This window comes from Streptomyces sp. NBC_00287, from assembly GCF_036173105.1.
In the GTDB taxonomy this organism is placed as follows: Bacteria; Actinomycetota; Actinomycetes; order Streptomycetales; family Streptomycetaceae; genus Streptomyces.
This window is the reverse complement of the sequence record NZ_CP108053.1, coordinates 7,392,744-7,416,392: the sequence shown is the minus strand read 5'-3', so window position 1 is coordinate 7,416,392 and position 23,649 is coordinate 7,392,744. Positions and strand designations below refer to the sequence as shown.

The window sequence follows — 23,649 nt, the reverse complement described above, 5'->3', positions numbered from 1 at the left end:
AAGGGGGCGTCAGCGAGGGGAGTTCGATGAAGCGCGGCACATCACGGGACATCCGCACCGCGAACCGCTACGAGGTGCTGCGCCAGATCATCGCCGCGTCGCCCACCTCACGGCAGGAGCTGGCGGCCGCCACCGGGCTGAGCCTCGCCACGGTCGCCACGCTCGTCGGGGAGCTGCTCGACCTGAGGATGATCACCGAGGTCGGCTTCGAGGACTCCGCGGGCGGGCGACCCCGCGGCCTCGTCGCGGTCAACGCCTCCGGGGGCGCGCTGATCGGCGTCGATCTCGCGGAGACGTACGTCAGGGTCGAGCTGTTCGATCTCGCGCTGAACGTCCTGGCCCGCGCCGACGAGGACATGCGCCCCGGCGAGAGCCGCCCCGAGCAGGTCGTCGGCCATGTCGCCACGGCCGTCGGCTCGGTGGTGGCGCAGGCCGGGGTGGAGGGCGCCCGGGTGCTCGGCGTCGGGGTGAGCGTGCCGGGTCAGGTGGACCGCGACACCGGTGTCTCGGAGTACGCGCCCAACTGGGACTGGCACGACGTGCCGCTCCTCGACCTCCTCTCCGATCACATCGCCTACCCCCTGTACCTCGACAACCCGCTGCGCGCCAGCGCGGTGGCCGAGCTGTGGTTCGGGGCGGCGCGCGGGCGCGGGGACGCCGTGGTGGTCAACCTCGGCACCGGGGTGGGCGCGGGGATCGTCCTCGGCGGCGGGCTCCACCGGGGCGTGAGCAACAGCGCCGGCGAGTGGGGTCACACCACGCTCGTGCTGGACGGGCGGCTGTGCCACTGCGGCAACCACGGCTGTGTGGAGACGTATGTCGGCGCGCCCGGAATCATGCTGAATCTGCGGGAGTTGAGCCCTCAAAGCTCCCTTCTGCACCCCGAGGACCAGACCGCGACCATCGACGCGCTGGCCCGCGGTATCGCCTCCGGCGACCCGGTCGCGCTCAAGGTCGTACGGGACACGGCCCGTTATCTGGGCGCCGGCATCGCCGACCTGGTCAATCTGTTCAACCCCGAAGTGGTCGTCCTCAGCAGCTGGGTCGCCGCCACGCTCGGCGAACCCCTGCTGAGAGAAGTGCGCGAGGCCGTCGCCCGGCACGCGCTCAGGCGGCCCATGGCCGCCACCGAGATCGTCCTCTCCCCCATCCCGACCGACCCGGTGTGCCTGGGCGCGGCGACTTTCGCGCTCGAAGGGGCACTTCAGTCGGTCGGACAGAGGACCGCACGAAACAGCACCGCAGCAAGGAGCCGTACCGCACCACCTTCATGACGACGGAAGGGATGCACGTGACTCTGCCCCACCCCCGGAGATCGGCCCTGTTGACAGCCGCAGCCGCACTCGCTGTCACCGGCCCTCTCATATCCGCCCCGCCCGCTTCGGCCGCAACCCCCATGGCGGCCGAGGTCTCCCCGTACGCCGCCCAGACCATCGACAACATCGGTGCCTCCGGCGCCTGGTGGGTCAATGACCTGAAGAACTTCGACCCCAAGGTGCAGGCCAAGGTCGCCAAGCTGCTCTTCTCCTCGGAGGGCCTGGACCTCAGCAACTACCGCTACAACATCGGCGGTGGCGGTACGGCGGTCACGACCCCGTCCCGCGCTCCGGAGGACTTCCGTAACGACGACGGCAGTTACGACTGGACCAAGGACAAGGGCGGCCGCACCTTCCTCGCCTACGCCGCGAAGTACGGCGTCGAGGACCTGGTCGCCTTCGTCAACAGCGCGCCGGCCGAGTGGAAGACCAACGGCAAGAGCTGCGGCGGCTATCTCAAGGCGGAGAACGAGCAGGACTTCGCCAAGTACATCGCCGATGTCACCGACCACTTCGCCCGCCAGGGCGCGCGGTTCGACTACATCAGCCCCTTCAACGAGCCCACCAACAGCTTCGACTCCTGCGGCCAGGAGGGCATGCTCGTCGATGTCCCGCAGCGCGACGACATCGTGCGCGCCCTCGGCGCCGAGCAGGAGGCGCGCGGGCAGCGGACCGGCATCATCGCCGACGAGTCCACCAGCACGGTGAAGTTCAACGACGAGGTCCCGCAGTGGATCTCGCAGCCGGGCACGGCCCAGTACGTCGACAAGCTGGCCCACCACACCTACGACAACCCCAGCGACGCCAACCGCGCGAAGGTCTACGAGACCTCGAAGAAGGTCGGCATCGAGTCCTGGTCCACGGAGATCTGCTGCTTCGGCAAGGGCGGCACGGGCTGGGCACAGGAGTACGACCCGAGCATCGACGGCGGACTGAACCTCTCCCGGATCATCCACAAGGACTTCGCGGTCGCCCATGACTCCGCGTTCCACTGGTGGGTGGCCCTGTCGGAGATGATCGGCACCGACCCGTACGCGAAGAACGACGCGGGCTGGAACGACGGCCTGATCTACTACGACCCGGACTACGCCACCAACGGCAACCAGACCCTGTACTTCACCAAGCGGTACTACGCGCTCGGCCAGTACAGCAAGTTCGTCAAGCCGGGCTCGGTCGCACACAACGTGACCGGCGTGCCGGACGGCGTCGAGGTCAGCGCCTACGACCGCAAGGGCAAGTGGATCGTCGTGGTCAACAACCACAACGCGACGGACACTTCGCTGGACCTGCACTTCAACAGCGACACTCCGCTCAGGGCGACGCAGGCCGTGCGGACCTCGGCGACCGAGGACTGGGCGCACGTCGCCAAGCCGTCGGTCAGCGGCGGCACGGTGTCGGCCTCGCTGCCGGGGCGGTCCATCACGACGTATGTCCTCGACCAGAAGGGCGAGGGCAGTTCGGCCGTCACGGGTGCCTGGCAGGGGAAGCAGTCCGGGAAGTGTCTGACGGCGGCGGTGACGATCAGCACCTGCACGGGCTCCGCGGACCAGCACTGGTCGTATGACAAGAAGGGCGCGCTCAAGGGCCCCAACGGCTATCTGACCGCCGGGAGTTCGGGGCTCGGCACGAGCTCCGACTTCAGCGGTGACGCCTCTCAGCGCTGGCTGCTGAACTCCAACGGGCAGATCGTCAGCGAGGCTTCGGGGCGGTGTCTGGACGTCGGCGGACAGGCGACCGCGGACGGCAGCAAGGTGGGTCTGTGGACCTGTAACGGCGGGACCAACCAAGCATGGTTCCGGCAGTAATCGGTAACGCCTGAAAGGGAGTTGCGGGCCGCTGGTGCGGCGGCCCGCACTCCGCCACGTCCGGAATTCCGAACGCTACGCAACGCTTCGAACAGACTTCGTCCAACCCCTTGCCGAAGCCTTAGCCGAAGGTTAACGTCCCGCACCGCAAGCGCAGCCGCACTAGAGACAAGGACGTCAGGATGTCGGCATTGAGGAACAGCAACTGGGACCGTCGCACCGTTCTGCGCGCCGCCATGGGCCTGGCCGCAGCAGGCGGACTGGCCGCGTGCGGCGGCAACAACGGCCGTGACGGCGGCTCCGGTTCGGGCAAGAACCTCGTCCAGTACTTCCACGCGTACGGCGAGGCCGGGACCGAGCAGGCGATCAAGAAGTACGCGAAGGCCTACGAGGGCGCCAACGTCACCACGCAGTGGATCACCGGCGACAACTTCGAGAGCAAGCTCTTCTCGGCGCTGCTCACCGACAAGGCCCCGGACCTGTTCGAGTTCCACCCGCAGATCCAGCTCATCCGCAGCGGCCAGGTGGCCGATCTGACCGACATCATCGACCCGGTCAAGGACGACTTCAACCAGGCCGACATCGCCTCGCACACGGTCGACGGGAAGATATACGGCGTCCGGATGATCGACGACCCGCAGTTCTTCTTCTACCGCAAGTCGCTGCTGGAGAAGGCGGGCGTCGGGGTGCCGGAGACCCTCGAGGAGCTGATCGAGGCCGCCGCCAAGCTGACCACGGACAAGGTCAAGGGACTCTTCCTCGGCAATGAACTCGACCCGATCATGCGGCCGTTGATCTGGGCGGCCGGGGCCGACACCCTCGACGAGAAGAACGAGATCGCCTACCACACCGACGCGGTCAAGGACGGCCTGACGCAGCTCCGCGGGCTCTTCAAGAGCGGCGATCTGCTGCTCGGCGCCCCGACCGACTTCTGGGACCCGTCCCCGCTCAACCAGGGCCTGACCGCCATCCAGTGGTGCGGCATGTGGGCGATGCCGCAGATGCAGGAGGCGCTCGGCGACGACCTCGGGATCTTCCCCTTCCCGAAGGTCGGGGACGCGGGCAAGCCCTCCGTCTACAACGGCGGTTGGTCGATGTTCGTCAACGCCAAGAGCAAGAACGTCGAGGCGGCCAAGGAGTATGTGAAGTGGCTGTGGATCGACCAGAAGGAGTACCAGGAGGACTGGTCGCTCTCCTACGGCTTCCACATCCCGCCGCGCGCCTCGCTCGCCCAGTCCGCCGACAAGCTCAAGTCGGGGCTGCCCGCCGAGGGCGTCAAGCTCTTCAACGAGTTCGGCCACTTCGACAACATCGGCTTCACCCAGGCCATGCTCGACGCCATCGAGGACGTCCTCGCCGACTGTGTCCGGCAGGACGGTGACCCGGAGGGCGCTCTCGACAAGGCCGACACCAAGGTCAACCGCGAGCTCAAGAAGCTCTTCGGATAGGCCGCCGGACAGGTATCCACGACATGTCGACCCTCACCAAGAGCGGTGTCTCGCGCCCCGCCCCGGCCAAGTCCTCCGGGACCCGGCCGCGGCGCGGGCTGCGCGGCAACCCCACCGTCAACTTCTGGCTCTTCACGGGCCCGTTCCTGATCGGCCTCGCACTCTTCGTCTACGTTCCGATCGGCTGGAGCCTCTGGCTCTCCTTCTTCGACGCCCGCTTCACGGTCACGCCGAGCGAATTCATCGGCTTCGACAACTACAGCTACATGCTGTCGAACCCCGACTTCACCGGCTCGCTCGTCGTCTTCACCGTGTTCGCCGCGTTCATCGTGCCCACCACCTGGGCGTTCTCGCTCGGCCTCGCCCTGCTGGTGAACCGGCTGCGGTTCATGCGGGCGTTCTTCCGATCGGTGTTCTTCCTGCCGACCGCGGTGAGTTATGTCGCCGCCTCACTGATCTGGAAGATGTCGATCTTCAGCGGGGTCCGCTTCGGCCTGATGAACACCGTGATCGGCTGGTTCGGCATCGACAACATCGCCTGGCTGGCCAGCCCCGACCCGCCCTGGTACTGGCTGGTCATCATCACCGTACGGCTCTGGCTCCAGGCCGGGTTCTTCATGATCCTGTTCCTGGCGGCCCTGCAGAACATCCCGCAGGAGCTCTACGAGGCCGCCGCCATCGACGGCGCCAAGCCCGGCCGGCAGACCTTCTGGTACATCACCCTGCCCCAGCTGAGGGCCACCTCGACGGCCGTGATCCTGCTGCTCCTGGTGCAGGCGTACCAGGCCTTCGACGAGTTCTTCAACCTGCTCGCCAACTCCACCTGGGGCCGACCACCCCTGGTCGAGCTGTACTACATCGCCCTCGGCGAGAACCAGGACTACGGCGCCGGCAGCGCGGGCGCGATGATCCTGACGCTGCTGATCTGTGTCGTCACGCTGCTCCAGGGCAAGTTCTTGGGCTTCGGAAGGGGGGAGGAGTCCAAGTGAGCAAGGTCAAACGAGGTGGCGCCCTCGGCTCCACCGGCCTCTACATCGCCACCGGCATCGCCGCCTTCCTCTTCCTCGTCCCCTTCTATCTGATCGTCCGCAACGCCCTGATGACGGACCCGGAGATCACCGGCGAGGACTGGAAGTTCTTCCCCACCGACATCCAGTGGGGCAACTTCACCGAGCCCTTCGACGACCCGACCGTCGACTTCGCCCGCTCCCTGTGGAACTCGGCGATCGTCGGCGTCCTGCACACGCTTGGCACTCTGCTGGTCTGCTCGCTCGCCGGTTACGGCCTGGCCCGGATCCCCTACCGGCACGCGAACAAGGTCTTCTACGCCGTTCTGGTGACCCTGATGGTGCCGACCGCGGTCACCTTCGTACCCAGCTTCGTGCTGGTCTCGTCTCTGGGCTGGGTGGACACCTACCGCGGCCTGATCATCCCCGGCCTGTTCAGTGGTTTCACCTGCTTCCTGTTCCGGCAGTACTTCCTGGGGTTCCCGAAGGAACTGGAGGAGGCGGCGCGCGTGGACGGGCTCGGCTACTGGGGCGCGTACTGGCGTGTCGTGGTGCCGAACTCGCTGAACTTCTTCGCGGCCATGGCCACGATCACCTTCATCAGCGGCTGGAACTCCTTCCTGTGGCCGCTGGTCATCGGCCAGGACCCCAGCTCCTGGACCGTGCAGGTGGCCCTCTCCTCGTACATGACCAACCAGACCGTCAACTTCCATCTGATCTTCATGGCCACCGCCATTTCCATCCTGCCCCTGGTGTTCGTGTTCCTCTTCCTCCAGCGCTGGCTGGTGCAGGGGATCGCGCAGACCGGCATCAAGGGCTGATCTAGGAGACCGATGTCCTTCCGCACCACCACATACGTCGAGGACGTATCACCGGGCAGCGGGGTCCTGCCGCCCCGCGCCTGGTACGCGTCCTCCGACGCCAAGTCCCTGTCTCTGAACGGAAGTTGGCGCTTCCGTCTGTCGCCGACCGCCGACGTCTCCGACTCCTTTGCCGCCGAGGGCTACCACGCCGGTGACTGGGACCGGGTCACGGTCCCCGGCCACTGGGTCCTCCAGGGCCATGGCTCCCCCATCTATACGAACCACCTCTACCCCTTCCCGGTGGACCCGCCGTACGTCCCGACGGAGAACCCGACCGGCGACCATCTGCACGTCTTCGACCTGCCGGAGGACTGGCCGGCGGACGGGGACGCCGTGGTGCGCTTCGACGGCGTCGAGTCCTGCGCCCGGGTCTGGCTGAACGGCACCGAGCTGGGCGAGTTCAAGGGCTCGCGGCTGCCGCACGAGTTCAGGGTCGGGCATCTGCTCCAGCCGGGCGGCAATGTCCTCGCCGTCCGCGTCCACCAGTGGTCCGCGGGCTCTTATCTGGAGGACCAGGACCAGTGGTGGCTGCCCGGCATCTTCCGTGACGTCACCCTGCTGCACCGCCCGGCGGGCGCCGTGGACGACTTCTTCGTGCACGCGTCGTACGACCACGTCACGGGTGAGGGCACCCTGCGGGTCGACTCGGATGTCGAGGGCCGGGTGACGGTACCCGCCTTGGGGATCGACGCCGCGACGGGCGAGTCGGTGACGGTCCCGGTGGAGCCATGGAGCGCCGAGACACCGCGGCTGTACGACGGTGAGCTGGCCACGCCCGGCGAGCATGTCCCTCTGCGCATCGGCTTCCGTACCGTCGTGCTGGAAGACGGCCTGATCAAGGTCAATGGCAGGGCGATCCTCTTCAAGGGCGTCAACCGGCACGAGTGGCACCCGGAGCGGGGCCGCGCGCTGGACCTGGAGACCATGCGCGAGGACGTGCTGCTGATGAAGCGGCACAACCTCAACGCGGTCCGCACCTCCCACTACCCGCCGCATCCGGCGTTCCTGGAACTGTGCGACGAGTACGGCCTCTGGGTCATCGACGAGTGCGACCTCGAGACCCACGGCTTCACCGAGCAGAACTGGCGCGACAACCCCGTCGACGACGACCGTTGGACCCCGGCCCTGCTGGACCGCGCGGCCCGGATGGTCGAGCGGGACAAGAACCATCCGTCGGTGATCTTCTGGTCGTTGGGCAACGAGGCCGGAACCGGGCGCGGTCTGACCGCGATGGCCGAGTGGATCCGAGGCCGCGACCCGGACCGTCTGGTGCACTACGAGGGCGACTGGGACTGCCGGGACACGGATGTGTACTCGCGGATGTACGCCTTCCACGACGAGGTCGAGCGGATCGGGCGCGGACTCGACGGCGGTCCGCACAAAAGGCGTGAACTCCCCTTCATCCAGTGCGAGTACGCCCACGCCATGGGCAACGGGCCGGGCGGACTCGCCGACTACCAGGAGCTGTTCGAGCGGCACGAGCGGCTCCAGGGCGGTTTCATCTGGGAGTGGATCGACCACGGCATCAAGCACCCCGAGCTCGGTTATGCCTACGGCGGCGACTTCGGGGAGGAGCTGCACGACGGCAACTTCGTCTGCGACGGGCTGGTCTTCCCGGACCGGACGCCGTCGCCGGGGCTCATCGAGTACAAGAAGGTCATCGAGCCGGTCCGCTTCGAGGGCGACGGCGCCGACGGCACCGTACGAGTAATCAATCGGTACGACTTCGCCGACCTGTCGGGGCTGGCCTTCGAATGGTCGTACCAGGTGGACGGCGAGACGGTCGAGGCGGGCACGCTGTCGGTACCGGCGCTGGCGCCGGGCGAGTCGGCCGATGTGAAGCTGCCCGAGCCGCCCGCCGACGGCCGGGGCTCGGAGGCGCAGTGGACGGTACGGGCACTACTGGCCGCCGACACCGGGTGGGCCCGGAAGGACCATGAGGTGGCCTGGGCGCAGCTCCCCGTGACGGAACGGGTGAAGCCGTCCGTCACGGCGAGCGACCGCCCCACCGCCAGTGACCGGCTCATCTACCTCGGCCCGGCCTCCTTCGACGTGCGCACCGGTGCGTTGAAGACCGTCGGCGGCATCGAGGTGACCGCGCCACGGCTGGATGTGTGGCGGGCGCCCACCGACAACGACGAGGGCGCCGAGTGGCAGTCCGACACGCGCTACGGGACGCTGTGGCGCAAGTTCGGCCTGCACCGGATGCAACACCGGCTGGACGCCGTCGAGTTGGACGACAACGCCCTGACTGTGCGCACCCGGGTCGCGCCCGCCGCATGGGAGATCGGCCTGCGCACGGTCTACCGCTGGACCTCCGACGGCGACCGCCTGAAGCTGACGGTGTCGGTGACGCCGGAGGGCGACTGGACGGTGCCGCTGCCCCGACTCGGCATCCGGCTCGGGATCCCCGCGGCGGACGCGGTGAAGTGGTTCGGCGGCGGACCCGGCGAGGCCTACCCCGACACCAAGTCGGCTTCCATGTTGGGCCGTTGGCACTCCACGGTCGACGAGCTCCAGACCCCGTACGTCCGCCCGCAGGAGAACGGCGCCCGCGCCGACGTCCGCTGGGTGGAGCTCGGCGGTCTGCGGATCGAGGGCGACCCGGAGTTCTGGTTCACCGCGCGCCGCTGGACGACCGAACACCTGGACGCGGCCCGACACCTCACCGACCTGAAGCCCGGCGACACGGTGTGGATCCACCTCGACCACGGCCAGCACGGCATCGGCTCCCAGTCGTGCGGCCCGGGCCCGCTGCCGCGGTACTTCCTGCGGGCGGAGCCGACGGAGTTCTCGTTCGTGTTCTCGGCGTCCCGCTGAAAGCCCCGGGGTCGGCCGGCTGCCCACGGCCGACCCCGGTCTCAGCTCGCGTCGCCGCGCAGGCCCTGGGTCAGGGCGCTCGCCGGGATCAACACCCCGCCGGCGTCGGCGTTGAGCTCTGCCTGCTTCCAGGGCGCCCAGGGCACGAGCTCCGGATCACGACGGAGGGTGACCTCGTCGTGGGTCTCGCTGGTCACCAGGCCCGACTTCCGGTCGGGGTGGACCAGATGCTCGAAGTCGATGTAGCGATGGGCGTAGGTGTAGCGGCAGGGCAGATACTCGTCGGGGATGTTCCCGCTGAGGTGGGCCTGGCGCAGGGCCCGCCACTTCTCGCCGTTCCAGATCTCCTCGAAGCCGCTCTCTCGCAGCGAGCCCATGGTGAACTCGCCGTCGCCGCCGATGAGATGGTCACAGAACCCGACGGCGCCGTCGTAGCGGACGTACGCATAGCTCCACGGGTGCATGCACGCGGGGCGGCGGACCATGTCCGGCAGGGCGAGGGAGGGGTCGGGCGCGGCGCCGATCTGCACCACGACGCCTTCCGCACGCCCTGCTCGGGCCGTCGCCTCGTAGGCCTCCTGCGTGCGCGCAAGGTTGTTGCGCAGGTGGGAGGGGTCGTCGAGGCCGGTGACGATCGGATGGACGACGACCGAGGCCACGTCCAGGCGGGCGGCGAGCCGCACGATCTCGGGCAGTTCGTCGAGGTTGTCGATGCTGGCGATGGTGTTCAGGGAGACGCTGTCGCGCGGGCACGTATCTCCGCCACATGGCACCGGTCAGGCCGGACGGGCTCGTCGTCGACGCCGGCGCCAACATCGGCCTCTTCACCGTGTTCACCAAGCAGAGGTACCCGCAGGCCCGGGTCCTGGCGATCGAACCCATCCCGGACACCCTGCGGGCGCTGCGCGCCAATCTCGAGCTGCACGGCGTGGACGGCGTCACCGTCTGCCCGAAGGGCCTGTCCGACAAGAGCGAGCAGCGGGAGTTCTACTACTTCCCCTCGATGCCGGGGAACTCCACCACACACCTGGCCGAGAAGCTCAGGGACCGGGAGACCATGACGACCTATGCGGAACGCCGGGTCGCCGAGGAGGTGTTCCGCCATGAGACGGTACGGGCACCGGTGGCCGGGCTCTCGGAGATCATGGCGGAGTTCTCGGTCTCCGGCGAGGTGGACCTGCTGAAGATGGACATCGAGGGCGACGAGGTACGGGCCCTGCACGGCATCGCCGACGCCGACTGGCCTCGCATCCGGCAGATCGTCATGGAAGTCCACGCGGCACGGGACCAACTGGCCGGCGTGGTGGCGGTACTTGAGGCGAGGGGCTACAGCATCGAGGTCGAGCGGCTGCCCGACATCCCCGACGGCCTCGACAACAAGATGCTCTACGCCCGCAGGATCTGACCCCTGACGGGGACGGCGGTCGAGTACGGCCGCCGTCCCCCAGGGTGTTCACGGGCAGCTGATCCGGGTGTCCCCCGCGTCCGTCGTACAAGTATCCGAGCCGGAGCCGCCGTTGGCGGTGTCGTTGCCGGAGACATTGTCGACGGTGTTGAGGCGGTCGTTGCCGTTGTTGCCGATCAGGTTGTCGTTTCCGGGGCCGCCGCTCAGGGTGTCGTTCTGGAAGCCGCCGTCGACGCGGTCGTTGCCGAAGTCGCCGTACGCCGTGTCGGAGCCGTAACTGGCGTTGATGGTGTCGTCGCCGCCCAGGCCGCAGATGACGTCGGTGCCGAAGGTGCCGGTGAGGGTGTCGTTGCCGCTGGTGCCGATGCGGGTGCAGCCGCGGGCGTTGTTGACGGTGGTGGTGACCGTGGCCGTGTTGTTGCCGGAGTTGGGGTCGCTCTGGGTGGCGGTGGCCGTGGCCCGTTCGGTGAGGGTGCCCGTCGCGCGGGGCTCGGCAACGACGGTCACGGTGGCCTGCGCGCCCGGGGCGAGGGTGCCGAGGGAGCAGCTCACGGCGGTGGTGCAGGTTCCCTGGGAGGCCGTGGCCGAGATGACGGTGCCCGCGGGGCCGGAGAGCGTGTCGGTGAGGGAGACGCCGGTCGCCGTGGTGGTCGTAGTGGTGTTGGTGACCGTCACGGTGTAGGTGGCCCGGTCGCCGATGCTGACCGTGGCGGGGCCGGTCTTGGTGACCGACAGGAGGTCGGTGGGCGGCGGAGGCGGCGGGGTGGCGGTGCCGCCGAGGAAGCGGACCAGGGCGCGGTCGTCTCCGCTGCTGCCGAAGGTGACGAGGTTGCCGTCGGGCTGGAGGGCGATGGCGTGGGCCTCGTCGTAGTAGGTGAAGTCGGCGCTCGCACGGCCGCCGGTGCCGAAGCCGCTGTCGAGCGTGCCGTCGGTGCGGTAGCGGACGGCGGTGAAGTCGGTGCTGCGCACCCCGCCCGTGACGATCTTCCCGTCGGGCTGGAGCACGAGGTCGTGGGCCGCTTCCAGGGTGCCGCCGAAGTCGGTGGTCACCCGGCCACCGGTGCCGAAGCCGGCGTCCAGGCTGCCGTCGGTGTTGTAGCGGGCCAGCGCGATGTCGAAGCCGCTGCGTCCGGCGGCGACGATACGGCCGTCGGGCTGCACCTGCACGCCCCGTGCCAGGTCCTCACCGGCGAACGCGGTCGTCACCCGGCCGCCGTTGCCGAAGCCGCCGTCGAGACTGCCGTCGGTGTTGTAGCGGGCCAACGCGAAGTCGGCGCCGCCGCTGCCCGCGCTGCCGGCGACGACGACCCGGCCGTCGGACTGGAGGGCGAGGTCGTAGCCGTACGCCCCGCCCGCCTCGAACGGGGTGGTCACCCGGCCCGCGTCGCCGAACGCCGGGTCGGGGGTGCCGTCGGCGAGGTAGCGGACGAGCGCGAACCGGCCGCCCGCCTCTCCGGCGGCGACGATCCTGCCGTCGCTCTGTACCGCGACGGCATGGGCCTCGGATGCGCTGCCGAACTCGGTGCGGAGCCGGCCGCCGTCGCCGAACCCGGTGTCCAGGCTGCCGTCGGCGGCGTAGCGGGCCACGGTGAAGTGCCAGCCCTCGCCGGGCAGTTCGCTGCGCCCCGCCACGACGATCTTGCCGTCGCTCTGGAGCGTGACGGCGTGCGCGTAGTCCTCGCCGCCGTCGAAGTCGGTGAGCACCTCGCCGCCGTTGCCGAAGGAGGTGTCGATGCTGCCGTCGGTGTGGTGCCGCATCAGGGAGAAGTCGGTCGTCAGCCAGCCAGCGTCCTGGCTGAGACCCACGGTGACGATCTTGCCGTCGGGCTGGAGTGCGAGGTCGTACCCGGCGGAGACAAGGCCGTTGTGGACATAGACCTGGCCGCCGTCGCCGAAGGAGGCGTCGAGATCGCCGGGCGCGGCGAGCGCGGGCCCGGGCACGGCGACCACCAGCGCGCAGGCGCACACGGCCGCGCGGCGCAGCCGGGAGAGAAGTGTGGACATGCGCCCAGCTTCCGGATCCCAGGCACGCTTATCCCGGGCTGGCCAGGCGGTGGGCCCAGTGGGCCGCAGACTTCCACCCGCCGGAGTGACGGGCCTGTCCCGACTACGCTCGGCCCGATGAACGATCACCATGCGAACGCTTACGCCGCCGAGGGCGTCGTGTGGTCCCGGCTGGCCGGCCTGCTGCCGGACGCCGAGGACGTCGACGAGGTGCAGGCCTGCTGGGACATCGGGGAGCAGGAGGGGGGCCTGGAGGTTCTGGTGGACCGGCTGCTGCAACAGCAGTTGACCGTGGGCGAGTCCGCGCGGGCCGAGCTCGCCGTGATGGCCGAACAGTGGGACGTGTGGGACCACCTCGGGGCGGGCATCGCGGCGCTGCCGTGCGGTGCCGGTCAGCCGGCGCGGTTGCGGGTGTTCGAGGACGGAGCGCAGGGGACGACTCCACTGCGGGACGTGCTGCCGCGGCACCCGTCCACGGGGGCGGTGCTGGTGCCGTGGGTCACCTGCGCGCCGTGCGGTCGGGTACTGGCCCGGGTGCACGAGTGGGAGGAGTGGGGGGCGCTGTCGCATCGCGCCCAGGCGTACGTCGTCTTCTCCCCCGACGGCTCCGGCGCGCCGCTGGAGTTCGACGCGGACGAGGGGGAGGCGGCGGCCTGGTCGGCGCTGGAGGCGCTGCGGGCGGGGTGCGGCGTCAGGTCGTGACGAGGTCCGCCCAGTGGTCGGCGAGGGCGGGGATGGGCTGGGGGACGGGGCCGAGGCCGCCGTCGTGGAGGGCGTCGAGATCGTGCACCACCGCCCTGACCGCGCGTTCGCTCAGGGCGGGGGGCGGGGCGGGGAGGGTGTAGTGGACGGTGCGGCCGCCGTCGGTGGCCGCGTGGTGCGGGACGGGGGTGTAGCCGTTCCAGTCGATGCCGTTGAGGCGGTGGATCTGGTCGGCCCAGTGCTGGGCGTCGCGCATATCGCCCTGGCGGAGGTGGAGCAGGTACAGACACAGGGCCGCGGTGACACTGCCGGCGCCGGCGGCGTACTGCCACCAGAACTGGGCGCCCTCCTCCTGGTCGGCGAGGTGGAGCAGACAGGCGAAGGGCAGGGCGCCGTCCGGGTCGCGGCTGACGTCGAAGGCGGTGATGCGGCGGGCGGCGCCGTCGTGGTGGACGGCGCCGCGGCACAGCAGACGCAGATCGTGCGCCGCCTGTTCGTGCAGCGCGGCGGGCATCGGGTGGGCGGCCCGTCCGGCGCTCGTCGGCAGGGCGGAGAAGAACCGCACCCAGCGCAGCTCGTGCAGTTGACGGGCGAGGCCGTGCCGGGCGGACTCCAGGTCGGCGTCGGTGTACTCGCCCCGGAAGACGCGAGCGCGGCGCAGGGCCTCCTCGATGCTGCGTGGGGTGCGGCTCATGCGTGGATCACTCCTTGTCGTCGTCGGCGGTGGCGTCGGTCCGGTAGCCCATGGCGGCGGCGAGCCGATGTTTGGCGGTACGGCGGGTGGAGCGGACGGTGGCCTCGCTGATGCCCATGATCAGGGCGGTCTCGCGGGTGTCGAAGCCGAGGGCGTCGCGCAGCACGAGCACGTCGAACTGCCGCTCGCTGAGCCGGGTCATGCCCCGGTACAGACCCATGCCCTCCTCCAACTCCGCGATCTCCTCGCCGTATTCGGCGTGGAAGGTGGAGCGGAAGGCGCCGAGCAGGGGTGCGGTGGCGGCGCTGATGGCGCGGGCGAAGGCCAGGGTCTCGGTGGTGGCGGGACTACGGCCCTGCGCGGCGAGTTCGCCGTGCACCCGCTGCTTGAACAGGGCCCAGGCGTACGCCCCGGGGTTGTCCATGGTCTCCAGGCGCCCCCAGATGGTGGCCAGGTAGACGAAGGTGCTCTCCACCAGCCGGCGGGCCGCGACGGCGTTGCCGAGGTGGATCCGGCTGTACTCCAGACAGGCCCGGTCGTAACGGGCCTGGAAGGCCCAGAACTCGGGCGGCATGACGGAACGGGGGCTGCGGATCACGGGACCCGCGGGGTCGGGGGTGGGACTGGTCATCGGCGGCCTCCCAGCGTCCGGGTGGCCGTGGGGGTGGGTGTCGCGGGGGACTGGGGCTCGTCGCTCAGGGCGGCGGCCCCGATACGGACTCCGGCGCCGAGAAGGCGTCGCACTAAGAACCACACGTCGGGCGCGTAGGACCGCGCCGCGGCGGCGATGGCCAGCACAAGGCTGACTCCGTCGTAGTTCACAGTGGCTGTTTTCCTTCGCTTTCCGTCGGTGTCGTACCGCTCCGTCCCCCGTGTCGTTGCGGGCCGGACACCTAGAGCCTCGTTGCTCTGGAAAACAGATAAGCGGATCCCACCCGTCAAACGTGCAGCCCCTCGAACAGATCTTTCTAACGGAAGGTAGCCCTCCGCCTACTGTTGGGTAGCCACACCTTTGCTCCCGCTCACCACGACACCCCGCCGAGCTGGGCTTCCGTCGAATCCGAAGAACTCCGAACAGCGTTTGCGCGAACGTGACAGCAGCGTGGGCACTTTGACGGTGTGTTACATATCACGTTTGCTCAATGATCCGCACAGCACGGCGTCGGATCCGGTACCTCGAAGGGCACCAGGACCCCGCCCACCGCGGGCATCGCGGACAGCACCAGCGCGCCCGAATCCCAGTGGGGGCGGACATGGTCGCGCGTCATGAGCCGGGTCCCGGGGTCCGGGGGGTCCGTGGCGCCCAGGACCGTCACTCTGTCGATCGCGGAGCGGGTGAGCAGGTCCGTGATCGTCAGGGTGCCGGTGAGTGTCGTGGAACCGGGGTACGCCACGGCTCGGCCGACCGTGTCCGGCAGGCCGGGCGTCACCTCGTAGCCCTGGCCGGTGAGTGCCTCCAGGGCGGTGCGCAGGAGGGGCTCCGACGGCAGTGTGAAGGACAGGGCGACGCGTGGCCGGTCGTCGCGCACCAGGTGCGTGCAGCCGAACGTGCCCTCGGGGAGGGCGAGTTCGGCCGCCAGCTTCAGGAGCAGATGATCGGCCGCGCGCAGGTCCCTCAGGTCCGGGTCGACGGTGAGGGCGTACCCCGGGGTCACGACGGCAGGACCCACACCGGGTTGGAGTAGAACCACAGGTCCACCCACGGGTCGGCGTCACCGACGACGTCGATGGCCGGGCCCGCCGGGTCGACCGCCGCGCCCATCGCGCCCACGGCGGACCGGTTGCCGTCGGTGCCGCGCAGGCGGACGTACAACGGGCGGTCCACACGGCCGAGTTCGTAGGTCAGGCGGACCGTGCCGGACGCCTTGTCGACCTCGTACGACTTGACGACCTTGGCCGTGGGCGCCGTAAGGGTGTCCTTGTCCGCCGCCTCGCCCGTCATGTCGCCCTGGATGACGTCGACGCGCGCCAACTTCGGCAGGAAGCCGGCCCAGTTGGGGCCGCCGGCCAGCGCGATGTCCACGCTCAGCGTGACTCGCGTGCCCTTCTTCACGTGCAGCGCCCCGCCCAGCGTGGCCCAGCGGCTGCCGCCGGACACGCGGACGTCGAGGCCGCCGATGAGCTGGCCGTGGTCGACCCAGATCCGGCCGGCCCGGATGCCGTCCATGACGGCGGCGTAGGAGAAGCCGTCGGCGCCGACGTGGGTGCGGCTGTACTGGCCGGGCCAGTAGTCGCCCTGGGTGGTGTCGATCTTGCCGGCGTAGACGGGGTCGTCGTAGCGGCCGTTGGTGTTGAAGTCACCGCCGCCGCGCGCCGCGGTGTCGGCGTAGACCTGGTGGGAGTCGGAGTTGGCGGTGATCCACCAGGGCTTGCCCTCGGCGAGGAGGCTGTCCCACAGCCCGCCGACGGTCGCGGTCATCCAGTCGAAGCCGCCCCAGGTGCGGTAGCTCTCCGGCGGGTACCCGGCGAAGGAGTTGGCGCTGGGGTTGTTGTCGTAGATACCGCGGGCGCGGGCCATGCCGAGCGGGGCCGGGATACCGGCGGCCTGGTGGCCGGGCGCGCCCTCGAAGCCGACGGCGATCTGCCGGTCGGCGCCGGTCGCGTCGCGCCAGCCGCGGATCTCGTGCGGGGAGTCGACACCGCGCCGCGCCGGGTGGTTGGCGAGCATCAGCGCGTCCTTGACCTTGCGCCGCTGCACCTGCTCCGCAAGGAAGTTGAGGCCCGCGACGGCGAGGGCCTCGTTGGCGGGCGTGGAGTCCGAGGCGCCCTTGACGCTGCCGTCGTAGTCCGTCTCGAACTGCTTGAGGACGGACACCTCGTTCTTGCCGGGGTGGACGAAGACCGTGCCGTGCTCGGCGGCCGGGATGTTCCACTCCAGGCCCTGGAAGACGAGGGTGTCCTCGTAGGCGGCCCGCGCCTCCTTGATGTCCGGGTTGACCTTCTCGACGCCGATCTTGGCGTGGGTGGTGCTGCCGTGGTCGGTGATGACCAGCCAGTCCATGCCGTGCTTGGCGCCCTGGCGGACCTGGTCGACGACCCGGTACTTGCCGTCGCTGCTGTACTGGGTGTGGATGTGGTGGTCACCGGCCAGCCACAGGAAGCCGTTCGTTCTACGGCCCGCGGGGGCCGAGGCCGCGGCGGCCGCGGCGGGCGTCGCCTGGGAGGCGAGGACGCTGCCGGCGGCCAGACCCGCGCCGAGCAGGCCCGCACGGCGCAGCAGCGAGCGGCGCGACTGCTGCTCGGGGGTGAGCGCCTCGTCGGGGACGTTGACGTCGAAGGCGGCGGGCAGCGCCGTCCCCTCCGCGTGGCTGTGGTCGTGGTCGTGTCCGTGGTGATGGTGATGCCCGTGTCCCATGACGCCCTCCCGGTTGCCGCTGCCTTCTGCGGCTGCCTTCCGCGGCGAGACCACGCCGCGTGTGGAGGATCGAGGTGAAACATGAACGTTGAACAAGCGATGCATGGACGGCCGATGCCCCCCACACGGCGGAACGCCACACCCCTCACAGTTTCCCCAACCGACCTTGCACGTCACACCAGTTGACACCGAACCTGAGCTCCGTTCACCTTCACCTTGGGTAGACACCCGCTCCCCCACCCGACGGAGACACCCCCACCATGAGACGAGTCCTCGGCACCCTCGCGGCCGCCGCGCTGGCCCTCACCGGCATCGCCACCACCGGCGCCGCCCCCGCGACGGCCGCCACCTCCGGCTCCTTCGACGTGCTCACCTACAACATCGCGGGCCTGCCCCTCGGCCTCGGCGACAGCGACCCGGAGACGAACACCCCGCTGATCGGGCAGCGCCTCGGCCCGTACGACATCGTGAACGTGCAGGAGGACTTCAACTACCACGCCTCCCTGTACGCCAACGACACCCACCCGTACCGCACCGCGACCAGCGGCGGAGCGGCCATCGGCGACGGCCTGAACACCCTCTCGGACCACTCCTTCGAGGACTTCGAGCGGGTGAAGTGGAACAACTGCACCGGCACCAACTGCCTGACCCCGAAGGGCTTCACGCTGGCCCGGGTGCGGATCGCCGAGGGCGTCTTCGTGGACCTCTACAACGTCCACACCAACGCCGACTCCGACGACGCCGCCCTCGCCGCCCGCCGCGCCAACATCGAGCAGCTCTCGGACTTCATCCAGGCCAACTCCTCCGGCAACGCAGTGATCGTCATGGGCGACACCAACACCCGATACACGCGCGCGGGCGACAACATCCGCACGCTGCTGTCGGAGAACGGCCTGAAGGACCCGTGGGTCGACCTGATCAAGGGCGGTACCGCGCCCGCGCAGGGCAGTGACGCCCTGGTCTGCGACTCGGCGGCGCCGACGAACGACTGCGAGGTGGTCGACAAGGTCCTCTACCGGGGCAGCGACCTCATGTCCCTGAACGCCACCCGGTACAACAACGAGTGGGCGTCCTTCCTACGCTCCGACGGCAAGCACCTCTCCGACCACTTCCCGCACACGGTCGGCTTCTCGTACACCCTCAACTCGTCCCTCAAGGCGAGCGACTTCTTCGGCGGCCCGCACGGCACGGCGTTCAACGACGCCGACGATCTGCCGGCCACCGACTCCCCCCGTACGCTCACTCTGCGCGGCGCCTCCCGCCTGGACGCCGTATCGCTCACGCACGACGGCGGTACGGCCCTGACCCACGGCGGCACGGGCGGCACCGCGACCTCCCTGACCCTGGCCTCCGGCGAGCACCTCACCTCGGTGAAGCTGACGCAGGGTCAGAAGGACGGCCGTACCCGGATCTTCTCCGCGGCCTTCACCACGGACAAGGGCCGGAGCCTGTCGGCCGGTACGGCGACCTCCGACGCGAAGACCTTCACCGCACCCTCGGGCTGGCAGATCGTCGGCTTCACGGGGCGGTCGGGCGCCGAGATCGACAAGCTGGGCGTGCTGTACGCGCCGATCGGCTGACGTAGGGCTCCGGCCTCTCACTCGTTGCGCAGTACCTCCGCGACGGTCAGCCTCGCCGCCCGCCGGGCCGGGACGAGCGCGCCCAGCACCGCGATGGCGATCCCGGCGAGGGCGAGGCCGGCCAGCGCCGGGGCCTGCCAGACGTCCGTCATGTACGTGGGCAGGGTGATGTCGACCGCGTCCGCCATCCGCGGTACGACCAGGTCGTACCCGGCGATCCCGAGCGGGAGCCCGAGCAGGGAGCCGAGCGCTCCGAGCACCGCCATCGAGGTCACCGTCATCACCGTGACCTGGGCCGGGGTCATGCCGATGGACTTCAGCATGCCCAAGTCCCGGCGCCGGTCACGGGTGTTGAGGACGACCGTGTTGAAGACACCGAGGCCGGCGACGAGGGCGAGCATCAGGGTGAGCGCGGTGGCGGAGCCGACGATGGTCTGGGTGACGGAGTTGGAGCCGGTCGGGGACGGGGAGACACCTGGGTCGGCCGCACGCGCGGCGCGTGCGTAGGCCTCCGGGTCGGCTCCCTCGCGGAGTTTCACGTGGTAGGCGATGGGCTCCTCGCCGGGTGCCAGCGCCGTGAACGTCGGCCACTCGGCTATGACCCTCCGGGAGTTGCTCTCCATCACCTCCCCGACGACACGCAACTTCTCGCTCCGGCCGCCCTTTTCGAGGCGGATGTGGTCGCCGACGCGCAGCCCGTTCTGGCGCAGGAAGGCGGACCCGGCGACGATCTCGCCGGGGGCCCGGGTCCATCGCCCGTCGGTCAGCACGCTGTCGAGCCGCGGCCGGTCGCCCCGGCGGCCTTCGAGGACCACCTCGTGCGAGGAGCCCGCCATCCGGACGTCGATGTTCCCCCGCGCGGTGACTTCCCGTGCCCCGGTCAACCCCGCGAGCAGGGTGTGGAGTTCGCGGTCCGAGCGCTCGGGCCGGACCTCTCGTCCGTCCCTGACGTTGCCGACGTACACGGTCACTTGGTACGCGTCCCGCCCCGCGTTCCCGAATCGGTCCATGGTGGTGGCGAGTCCGGTCGCGAAGGTCACGGTCGCCGCCCCCAGGACCACCGCGGCCAGCGTCAGCACGCTGCGCCCCGGGCGGGCGAACGGCAGCCCCATCCCGAGGCTCACCGACCGGGGCAGTCCGCTGCCCGCGAGCCGGCGCTGAAGGCCCAGCGCCCGCCCGGCCCGCGGCGCACTGCCCGCGCTGATCGCCCGCGCGGCGGACATCCGGTGGGCACGCAGCGCCGGGGCGAGCGCGGCGAGGACGCACACGACGGGCATGCCGAGCAGGGCGAGGAGGTTCACCCAGGTGGCGATCGACACGCTGCCGTGGAACATCCCGGCATCGGGTCCCGAGAACACGAACTCGAAGAAGGGCCGCGCCAGCAGGTTGCCCGTCGCCGTGCCGAGCGCACAGCCGAGGAAGGCCGGGACGGAGATCATCATGAGGTAGACGGCGACGACCTGCCCCGGCGTGAACCCGAGCGCCTTGAGCACCCCGATGTGCCGGAAGCCGGAGATCACGGCGCCGCTGACGACATTGGCGATGATCAGCACGGCCACCGCGATCCCGAGGACGCCGAAGGCCATCAGATAGGGCGTGTACGCGCGGGCCGAGCTGCTCACCCGGTCCTTGAGGGTGAGGTACGACCGGGAGGCGGTCAGCGCGTCGGCGGGGAGTGCCTCGGTCACCGTGGCGAGCTGGTCGCGCAGCCGGTCCTCGGAGGAGGCGTCGGCGAAGCGGAACAGCATCTGGGCGGTCGTGGGGTCCAGGGCGTCGGCCTGTGGGGGTGTGACCCAGGCGTCGGCGGTGCCGCTGAGGTCGAAGGCGAATCCGACGATGGTGAGGGTGGGCCCCGAGGGGACCTGGAGCGTCTTGCCGAGGTCGTCCGGGGTCCAGTCCGGATCCCGGTTGAGGACGACCTCGCCGGGCCCGGTGGCCCAGCGTCCCGCCCACACCTCGAGCCGGTCCACGGGCGCGTCCGGAGCGGCCCGGCCCACGACCGTGATCTCCGTGCCGAGGCCGAAGTTCATGGAGTTCTCGGGCAGTTCGACCGTGGCCTGGGCGAACGGACCGGCGACCGCCTCGACTCCGGGCTGCCGGGCGGCCCGCTCGAGTGCGGCGTCCGACACCGCGCCACGGTCGAAGGCGGCGACGACATGCGGGCCGCGCTGCTTGCCGAAGGCCTTGTCGAAGGGGGCGGAGGCGGCGTCGACCAGGCCGAGGGCCACCACCAGCGCCGCCGTCGAGGTCAGCGTGACCAACGCGATCACGACGGTCTGGAGTCTGCGCCGCCGTACCGCCGCGCGGGCGGCCCGCCACACCGCCCTCATGCGGACGGCTCCAGGGTGTGCTCGCCGGTGACCCGGCCGTCGGCGAACTCGACGATCCGGCTCGCGCAGCGTCGGGCCAGGTGTGCGTCATGGGTGACCAGGATCAGGGTCTGGCCGATCTGGTTGAGGTCGATCAACAGGTCCATCACCTGCTCCCCGGAACGGCTGTCCAGGGCGCCGGTCGGCTCGTCGGCCAGCAGCAGGGCGGGACGGTTCATCAACGCCCGGGCCACGGCGACGCGTTGGCGTTCGCCGCCGCTGAGCACCGCCGGGTAGGCGTTACGGCGGTCGGCGATGCCGAGTTCGTCGAAGAGCTCCAGGGCGCGGCGGCGGGCCTGCCGGGCCGGGGTGCCGGTCAACTGGGCAGCCAGGGCGACGTTGTCGAGCGCCGAGAGGTCGTCGATCAGGTTGAAGAACTGGAAGATCATGCCGATCCGGCGCCGCCGGTACAGGGCGAGCCCCTTCTCGGAGAGCTCCCCCACGTTCTCGCCGTGCACGACGACGGAACCGCCGGTCGGCCGGTCGAGGCCCGCGATCATGTTGAGCAGGGTGGACTTGCCGCACCCCGAAGGCCCCATCACGGCGACCGCCTCCCCCGCCCCGATCCGCAGCGACACCCCGTCCAGCGCCGTCGTCTCGCCGTACTCCTTGCGCACCCCGTCGAGTCGTACGACGGCCCCGCTCTCCTGATTGACCATGCCCAGGACGCTACGGCGGACGGCGGGCGCGGACATCCGTCCCGGGATGGCACCTGGGAGGGCTCCTCATCCCGGGGATGCAGCCGCTGCATCCCCGGGCCGATGCGCGTCCGCCGGCCGTCTGCCAAGGTGAACCCGTGTGGGAGACGATGGTGCTGGTCGCGGCGTGCGCGGCCGTGGTCTGTCTGGCGGTGGCGCTGGTACGGACGCGGCTGCGGTGGCGGGCGGCCGTGGGGGAACGGGGATGGCTTCTTGAGCGGGAGCGGGAGAACGCGGCGCGGGCCGCGGTCGCGGCCGAACGGGACCGTATCGCCCGCGAGTTGCACGACATCGTGAGCCACAACGTCAGCCTCATGGTGGTGCAGGCCGGGGCGGCGCGCGAGGTGCTGGGCACCATGCCGGACGAGGCGGCGACGGCTCTGCGCGCGGTGGAGGACGCGGGGCGGGGGGCGATGACGGACCTACGGCATCTGCTGGGGGTGCTGGCGCCGTCGGCGGACGGCGTGGAGACCGGGACGGCCGAGGAGCCCGGGGAGGCGGTGGGCCTCGCTCCACAGCCGGGCCTCGACCGCCTCGGCACCCTCGTCGACCGGATCTCCTTCGCCGGACTGCCGGTGGAGGTACGGATCTCCGGCGAGCCGTGCCCGCTGCCGCAGGGGGTGGACGTGACGGCGTACCGGATCGTCCAGGAGGCGCTGACCAACGCCCTCCGCCACGGGGAGGGCGGCAAGGCCGAGGTCACCGTCCGGTACGCGGAGCACGCACTGCGCGTGGAGATCCTGAGCACCGGCCCGAGCGTCCTGACCGGAGACGCTCCACCGCGACCGGCACGCCAGGGGACGGGTCGCGGGCTGCTCGGGCTGCGGGAGCGGGTCACGGTGTACGGCGGTGATCTGGACGCCCGTCGGCGGCTCGGCGGGGGTTACCGGGTCCGGGCCCGCATTCCGCTGGACCGCCCGTGATGGCGCCCCGGGTGCTGGTCGTCGACGACCAGACGCTGATCCGGACCGGTTTCCGGCTGATCCTGACCGCGCGCGGTATCGAAGTGGTCGGCGAGGCGGCGGACGGCGCGGAAGCGGTGTCGCTGGCGCACGAGTTGAAGCCGGACGTGGTCCTGATGGACATCCGGATGCCGACGATGGACGGCCTGGAGGCCACCCGCCGCATCCTCCGACAGTCGCCTTCCTGCCGGGTGTTGATGCTGACGACATTCGACCTGGACCACTACGTCTATACGGCCCTGTCGATCGGGGCGAGCGGCTTCCTGCTGAAGGACGTGACTCCGGAACACCTGGCGGCAGCGGTACGCCTGGTCAGCACCGGCGACGCACTCCTGGCCCCCTCCATCACCCGCCGCCTGGTGGAACGCTTCGCGGACTCGACGCCCTCCGCCCCACCCGCTTCCCTGGAGTCGCTCACGCCTCGGGAACTGGAGGTCCTGACCCTGCTGGGCCGGGGCCTGTCCAACACGGAACTGGCCGCGCATCTGACCCTCAGCGAGGCGACGGTGAAGTCGCATGTGGCGCGCATCTTCGCAAAGCTGACGCTGCGCGACCGGGCGCAGGCGGTGGTGCTGGCGTACGAAACGGGCCTGGTGAAGCCCGGAGCGCCCTGAGCCGGTC

20 protein-coding genes are annotated in these 23,649 nt (G+C 70.2%); 11 read left to right on the top strand and 9 right to left on the bottom strand.

Features of this window, described 5'->3' with window-relative positions; all coding sequences use genetic code 11:
* The first annotated feature begins 26 nt into the window (after positions 1-26).
* The 6 genes from OHT76_RS33690 (at position 27) to OHT76_RS33665 (ending at position 9,259) form a co-directional block, all read left to right on the top strand.
* Positions 27-1,274 (top strand): ROK family transcriptional regulator, encoded by a 1,248-nt coding sequence (locus OHT76_RS33690; protein WP_328874627.1) that lies wholly within the window; start codon positions 27-29, stop codon positions 1,272-1,274.
* Between the two features lie 11 nt (positions 1,275-1,285).
* Positions 1,286-3,121 carry a glycoside hydrolase gene (locus OHT76_RS33685; RefSeq protein ID WP_328874626.1) on the top strand — a complete coding sequence of 612 codons (1,836 nt, stop codon included), beginning with the start codon at positions 1,286-1,288 and terminating at the stop codon, positions 3,119-3,121.
* Between the two features lie 182 nt (positions 3,122-3,303).
* Positions 3,304-4,569: an ABC transporter substrate-binding protein gene (locus OHT76_RS33680; RefSeq protein WP_328874625.1), complete on the top strand. Its 1,266-nt coding sequence runs from the start codon at positions 3,304-3,306 to the stop codon at positions 4,567-4,569.
* Positions 4,570-4,592: 23 nt separating this feature from the next.
* The gene (locus OHT76_RS33675; protein ID WP_328874624.1) at positions 4,593-5,558 is read left to right on the top strand and encodes a carbohydrate ABC transporter permease; all 966 of its coding nucleotides are present in this window, start codon (positions 4,593-4,595) and stop codon (positions 5,556-5,558) included.
* Positions 5,555-6,397, top strand: coding sequence for a carbohydrate ABC transporter permease (locus tag OHT76_RS33670; protein WP_328874623.1), 843 nt, complete (start codon positions 5,555-5,557; stop codon positions 6,395-6,397). The genes OHT76_RS33675 and OHT76_RS33670 overlap by 4 nt, the downstream gene beginning before the upstream one ends.
* Positions 6,398-6,409: 12 nt before the next feature.
* Positions 6,410-9,259, top strand: a complete 2,850-nt coding sequence (locus OHT76_RS33665; RefSeq protein WP_328874622.1) for a glycoside hydrolase family 2 TIM barrel-domain containing protein — start codon at positions 6,410-6,412, stop codon at positions 9,257-9,259.
* A gap of 41 nt (positions 9,260-9,300) precedes the next feature.
* Here the strand turns inward: OHT76_RS33665 and OHT76_RS33660 are convergent, their stop codons facing one another.
* Positions 9,301-10,032, bottom strand: a complete 732-nt coding sequence (locus OHT76_RS33660) for an SPASM domain-containing protein (protein WP_328874621.1) — start codon at positions 10,030-10,032, stop codon at positions 9,301-9,303.
* Here OHT76_RS33660 and OHT76_RS33655 point away from each other — a divergent pair.
* Positions 10,026-10,664 (top strand): FkbM family methyltransferase, encoded by a 639-nt coding sequence (locus tag OHT76_RS33655; RefSeq protein ID WP_328874620.1) that lies wholly within the window; start codon positions 10,026-10,028, stop codon positions 10,662-10,664. The two genes, OHT76_RS33660 and OHT76_RS33655, sit on opposite strands and share 7 nt — an antisense overlap.
* Positions 10,665-10,712: 48 nt before the next feature.
* Here OHT76_RS33655 and OHT76_RS33650 read toward each other — a convergent pair whose 3' ends face one another.
* Positions 10,713-12,668, bottom strand: coding sequence for a calcium-binding protein (locus OHT76_RS33650; protein ID WP_328874619.1), 1,956 nt, complete (start codon positions 12,666-12,668; stop codon positions 10,713-10,715).
* A gap of 117 nt (positions 12,669-12,785) precedes the next feature.
* On the opposite strand from OHT76_RS33650, the gene OHT76_RS33645 reads away from it, so the two are divergent.
* On the top strand, positions 12,786-13,370 hold the full coding sequence (locus tag OHT76_RS33645) for a hypothetical protein (RefSeq protein WP_328874618.1): 585 nt from the start codon (positions 12,786-12,788) through the stop codon (positions 13,368-13,370).
* On the opposite strand, the gene OHT76_RS33640 is transcribed toward OHT76_RS33645, so the two are convergent.
* The 5 genes from OHT76_RS33640 to OHT76_RS33620 all read right to left on the bottom strand — a co-directional run bounded on the left by OHT76_RS33640 (position 13,360) and on the right by OHT76_RS33620 (position 17,419).
* Entirely contained in the window at positions 13,360-14,064 is a 705-nt protein-coding gene (locus OHT76_RS33640) for a hypothetical protein (protein WP_328874617.1), read from the bottom strand. The genes OHT76_RS33645 and OHT76_RS33640 overlap by 11 nt on opposite strands.
* Before the next feature lie 7 nt (positions 14,065-14,071).
* The gene (locus OHT76_RS33635) at positions 14,072-14,695 is read right to left on the bottom strand and encodes a sigma-70 family RNA polymerase sigma factor (RefSeq protein WP_328874616.1); all 624 of its coding nucleotides are present in this window, start codon (positions 14,693-14,695) and stop codon (positions 14,072-14,074) included.
* The gene (locus tag OHT76_RS33630) at positions 14,692-14,886 is read right to left on the bottom strand and encodes a hypothetical protein (RefSeq protein ID WP_328874615.1); all 195 of its coding nucleotides are present in this window, start codon (positions 14,884-14,886) and stop codon (positions 14,692-14,694) included. The genes OHT76_RS33635 and OHT76_RS33630 overlap by 4 nt, the downstream gene beginning before the upstream one ends.
* A gap of 317 nt (positions 14,887-15,203) precedes the next feature.
* A complete protein-coding gene (locus OHT76_RS33625) occupies positions 15,204-15,719 on the bottom strand; it encodes a hypothetical protein (RefSeq protein ID WP_328874614.1) in 516 nt (171 codons plus the stop codon).
* On the bottom strand, positions 15,716-17,419 hold the full coding sequence (locus OHT76_RS33620) for a PHP domain-containing protein (protein WP_328874613.1): 1,704 nt from the start codon (positions 17,417-17,419) through the stop codon (positions 15,716-15,718). Before OHT76_RS33620 ends, OHT76_RS33625 begins: the two co-directional genes overlap by 4 nt.
* A 260-nt stretch (positions 17,420-17,679) precedes the next feature.
* Here OHT76_RS33620 and OHT76_RS33615 point away from each other — a divergent pair, with 260 nt between their 5' ends.
* Positions 17,680-18,999, top strand: coding sequence for a jacalin-like lectin (locus OHT76_RS33615; protein WP_328874612.1), 1,320 nt, complete (start codon positions 17,680-17,682; stop codon positions 18,997-18,999).
* Between the two features lie 17 nt (positions 19,000-19,016).
* On the opposite strand, the gene OHT76_RS33610 is transcribed toward OHT76_RS33615, so the two are convergent.
* On the bottom strand, positions 19,017-21,329 hold the full coding sequence (locus OHT76_RS33610; RefSeq protein ID WP_328874611.1) for an ABC transporter permease: 2,313 nt from the start codon (positions 21,327-21,329) through the stop codon (positions 19,017-19,019).
* Positions 21,326-22,063 (bottom strand): ABC transporter ATP-binding protein, encoded by a 738-nt coding sequence (locus OHT76_RS33605; protein WP_328874610.1) that lies wholly within the window; start codon positions 22,061-22,063, stop codon positions 21,326-21,328. Before OHT76_RS33605 ends, OHT76_RS33610 begins: the two co-directional genes overlap by 4 nt.
* 101 nt (positions 22,064-22,164) lie before the next feature.
* Between OHT76_RS33605 and OHT76_RS33600 the strand changes: the two genes are divergently transcribed.
* Positions 22,165-22,989, top strand: coding sequence for a sensor histidine kinase (locus OHT76_RS33600; RefSeq protein ID WP_328874609.1), 825 nt, complete (start codon positions 22,165-22,167; stop codon positions 22,987-22,989).
* Positions 22,989-23,642, top strand: a complete 654-nt coding sequence (locus OHT76_RS33595; RefSeq protein WP_328876684.1) for a response regulator transcription factor — start codon at positions 22,989-22,991, stop codon at positions 23,640-23,642. Before OHT76_RS33600 ends, OHT76_RS33595 begins: the two co-directional genes overlap by 1 nt.
* Positions 23,643-23,649: the final 7 nt, after the last annotated feature.

Bases quoted from the DNA above. Each gene is read 5' to 3' on its own strand.
- OHT76_RS33690 (WP_328874627.1), top strand. From the start codon at position 27: ATGAAGCGCGGCACATCACGGGACATCCGCACCGCGAACCGCTACGAG.
- OHT76_RS33685 (WP_328874626.1), top strand. From the start codon at position 1,286: ATGCACGTGACTCTGCCCCACCCCCGGAGATCGGCCCTGTTGACAGCC.
- OHT76_RS33680 (WP_328874625.1), top strand. From the start codon at position 3,304: ATGTCGGCATTGAGGAACAGCAACTGGGACCGTCGCACCGTTCTGCGC.
- OHT76_RS33675 (WP_328874624.1), top strand. From the start codon at position 4,593: ATGTCGACCCTCACCAAGAGCGGTGTCTCGCGCCCCGCCCCGGCCAAG.
- OHT76_RS33665 (WP_328874622.1), top strand. From the start codon at position 6,410: ATGTCCTTCCGCACCACCACATACGTCGAGGACGTATCACCGGGCAGC.
- OHT76_RS33655 (WP_328874620.1), top strand. From the start codon at position 10,026: ATGGCACCGGTCAGGCCGGACGGGCTCGTCGTCGACGCCGGCGCCAAC.
- OHT76_RS33650 (WP_328874619.1), bottom strand. From the start codon at position 12,668: ATGTCCACACTTCTCTCCCGGCTGCGCCGCGCGGCCGTGTGCGCCTGC.
- OHT76_RS33645 (WP_328874618.1), top strand. From the start codon at position 12,786: ATGAACGATCACCATGCGAACGCTTACGCCGCCGAGGGCGTCGTGTGG.
- OHT76_RS33640 (WP_328874617.1), bottom strand. From the start codon at position 14,064: ATGAGCCGCACCCCACGCAGCATCGAGGAGGCCCTGCGCCGCGCTCGC.
- OHT76_RS33635 (WP_328874616.1), bottom strand. From the start codon at position 14,695: ATGACCAGTCCCACCCCCGACCCCGCGGGTCCCGTGATCCGCAGCCCC.
- OHT76_RS33620 (WP_328874613.1), bottom strand. From the start codon at position 17,419: ATGGGACACGGGCATCACCATCACCACGGACACGACCACGACCACAGC.
- OHT76_RS33615 (WP_328874612.1), top strand. From the start codon at position 17,680: ATGAGACGAGTCCTCGGCACCCTCGCGGCCGCCGCGCTGGCCCTCACC.
- OHT76_RS33610 (WP_328874611.1), bottom strand. From the start codon at position 21,329: ATGAGGGCGGTGTGGCGGGCCGCCCGCGCGGCGGTACGGCGGCGCAGA.
- OHT76_RS33605 (WP_328874610.1), bottom strand. From the start codon at position 22,063: ATGTCCGCGCCCGCCGTCCGCCGTAGCGTCCTGGGCATGGTCAATCAG.
- OHT76_RS33595 (WP_328876684.1), top strand. From the start codon at position 22,989: ATGGCGCCCCGGGTGCTGGTCGTCGACGACCAGACGCTGATCCGGACC.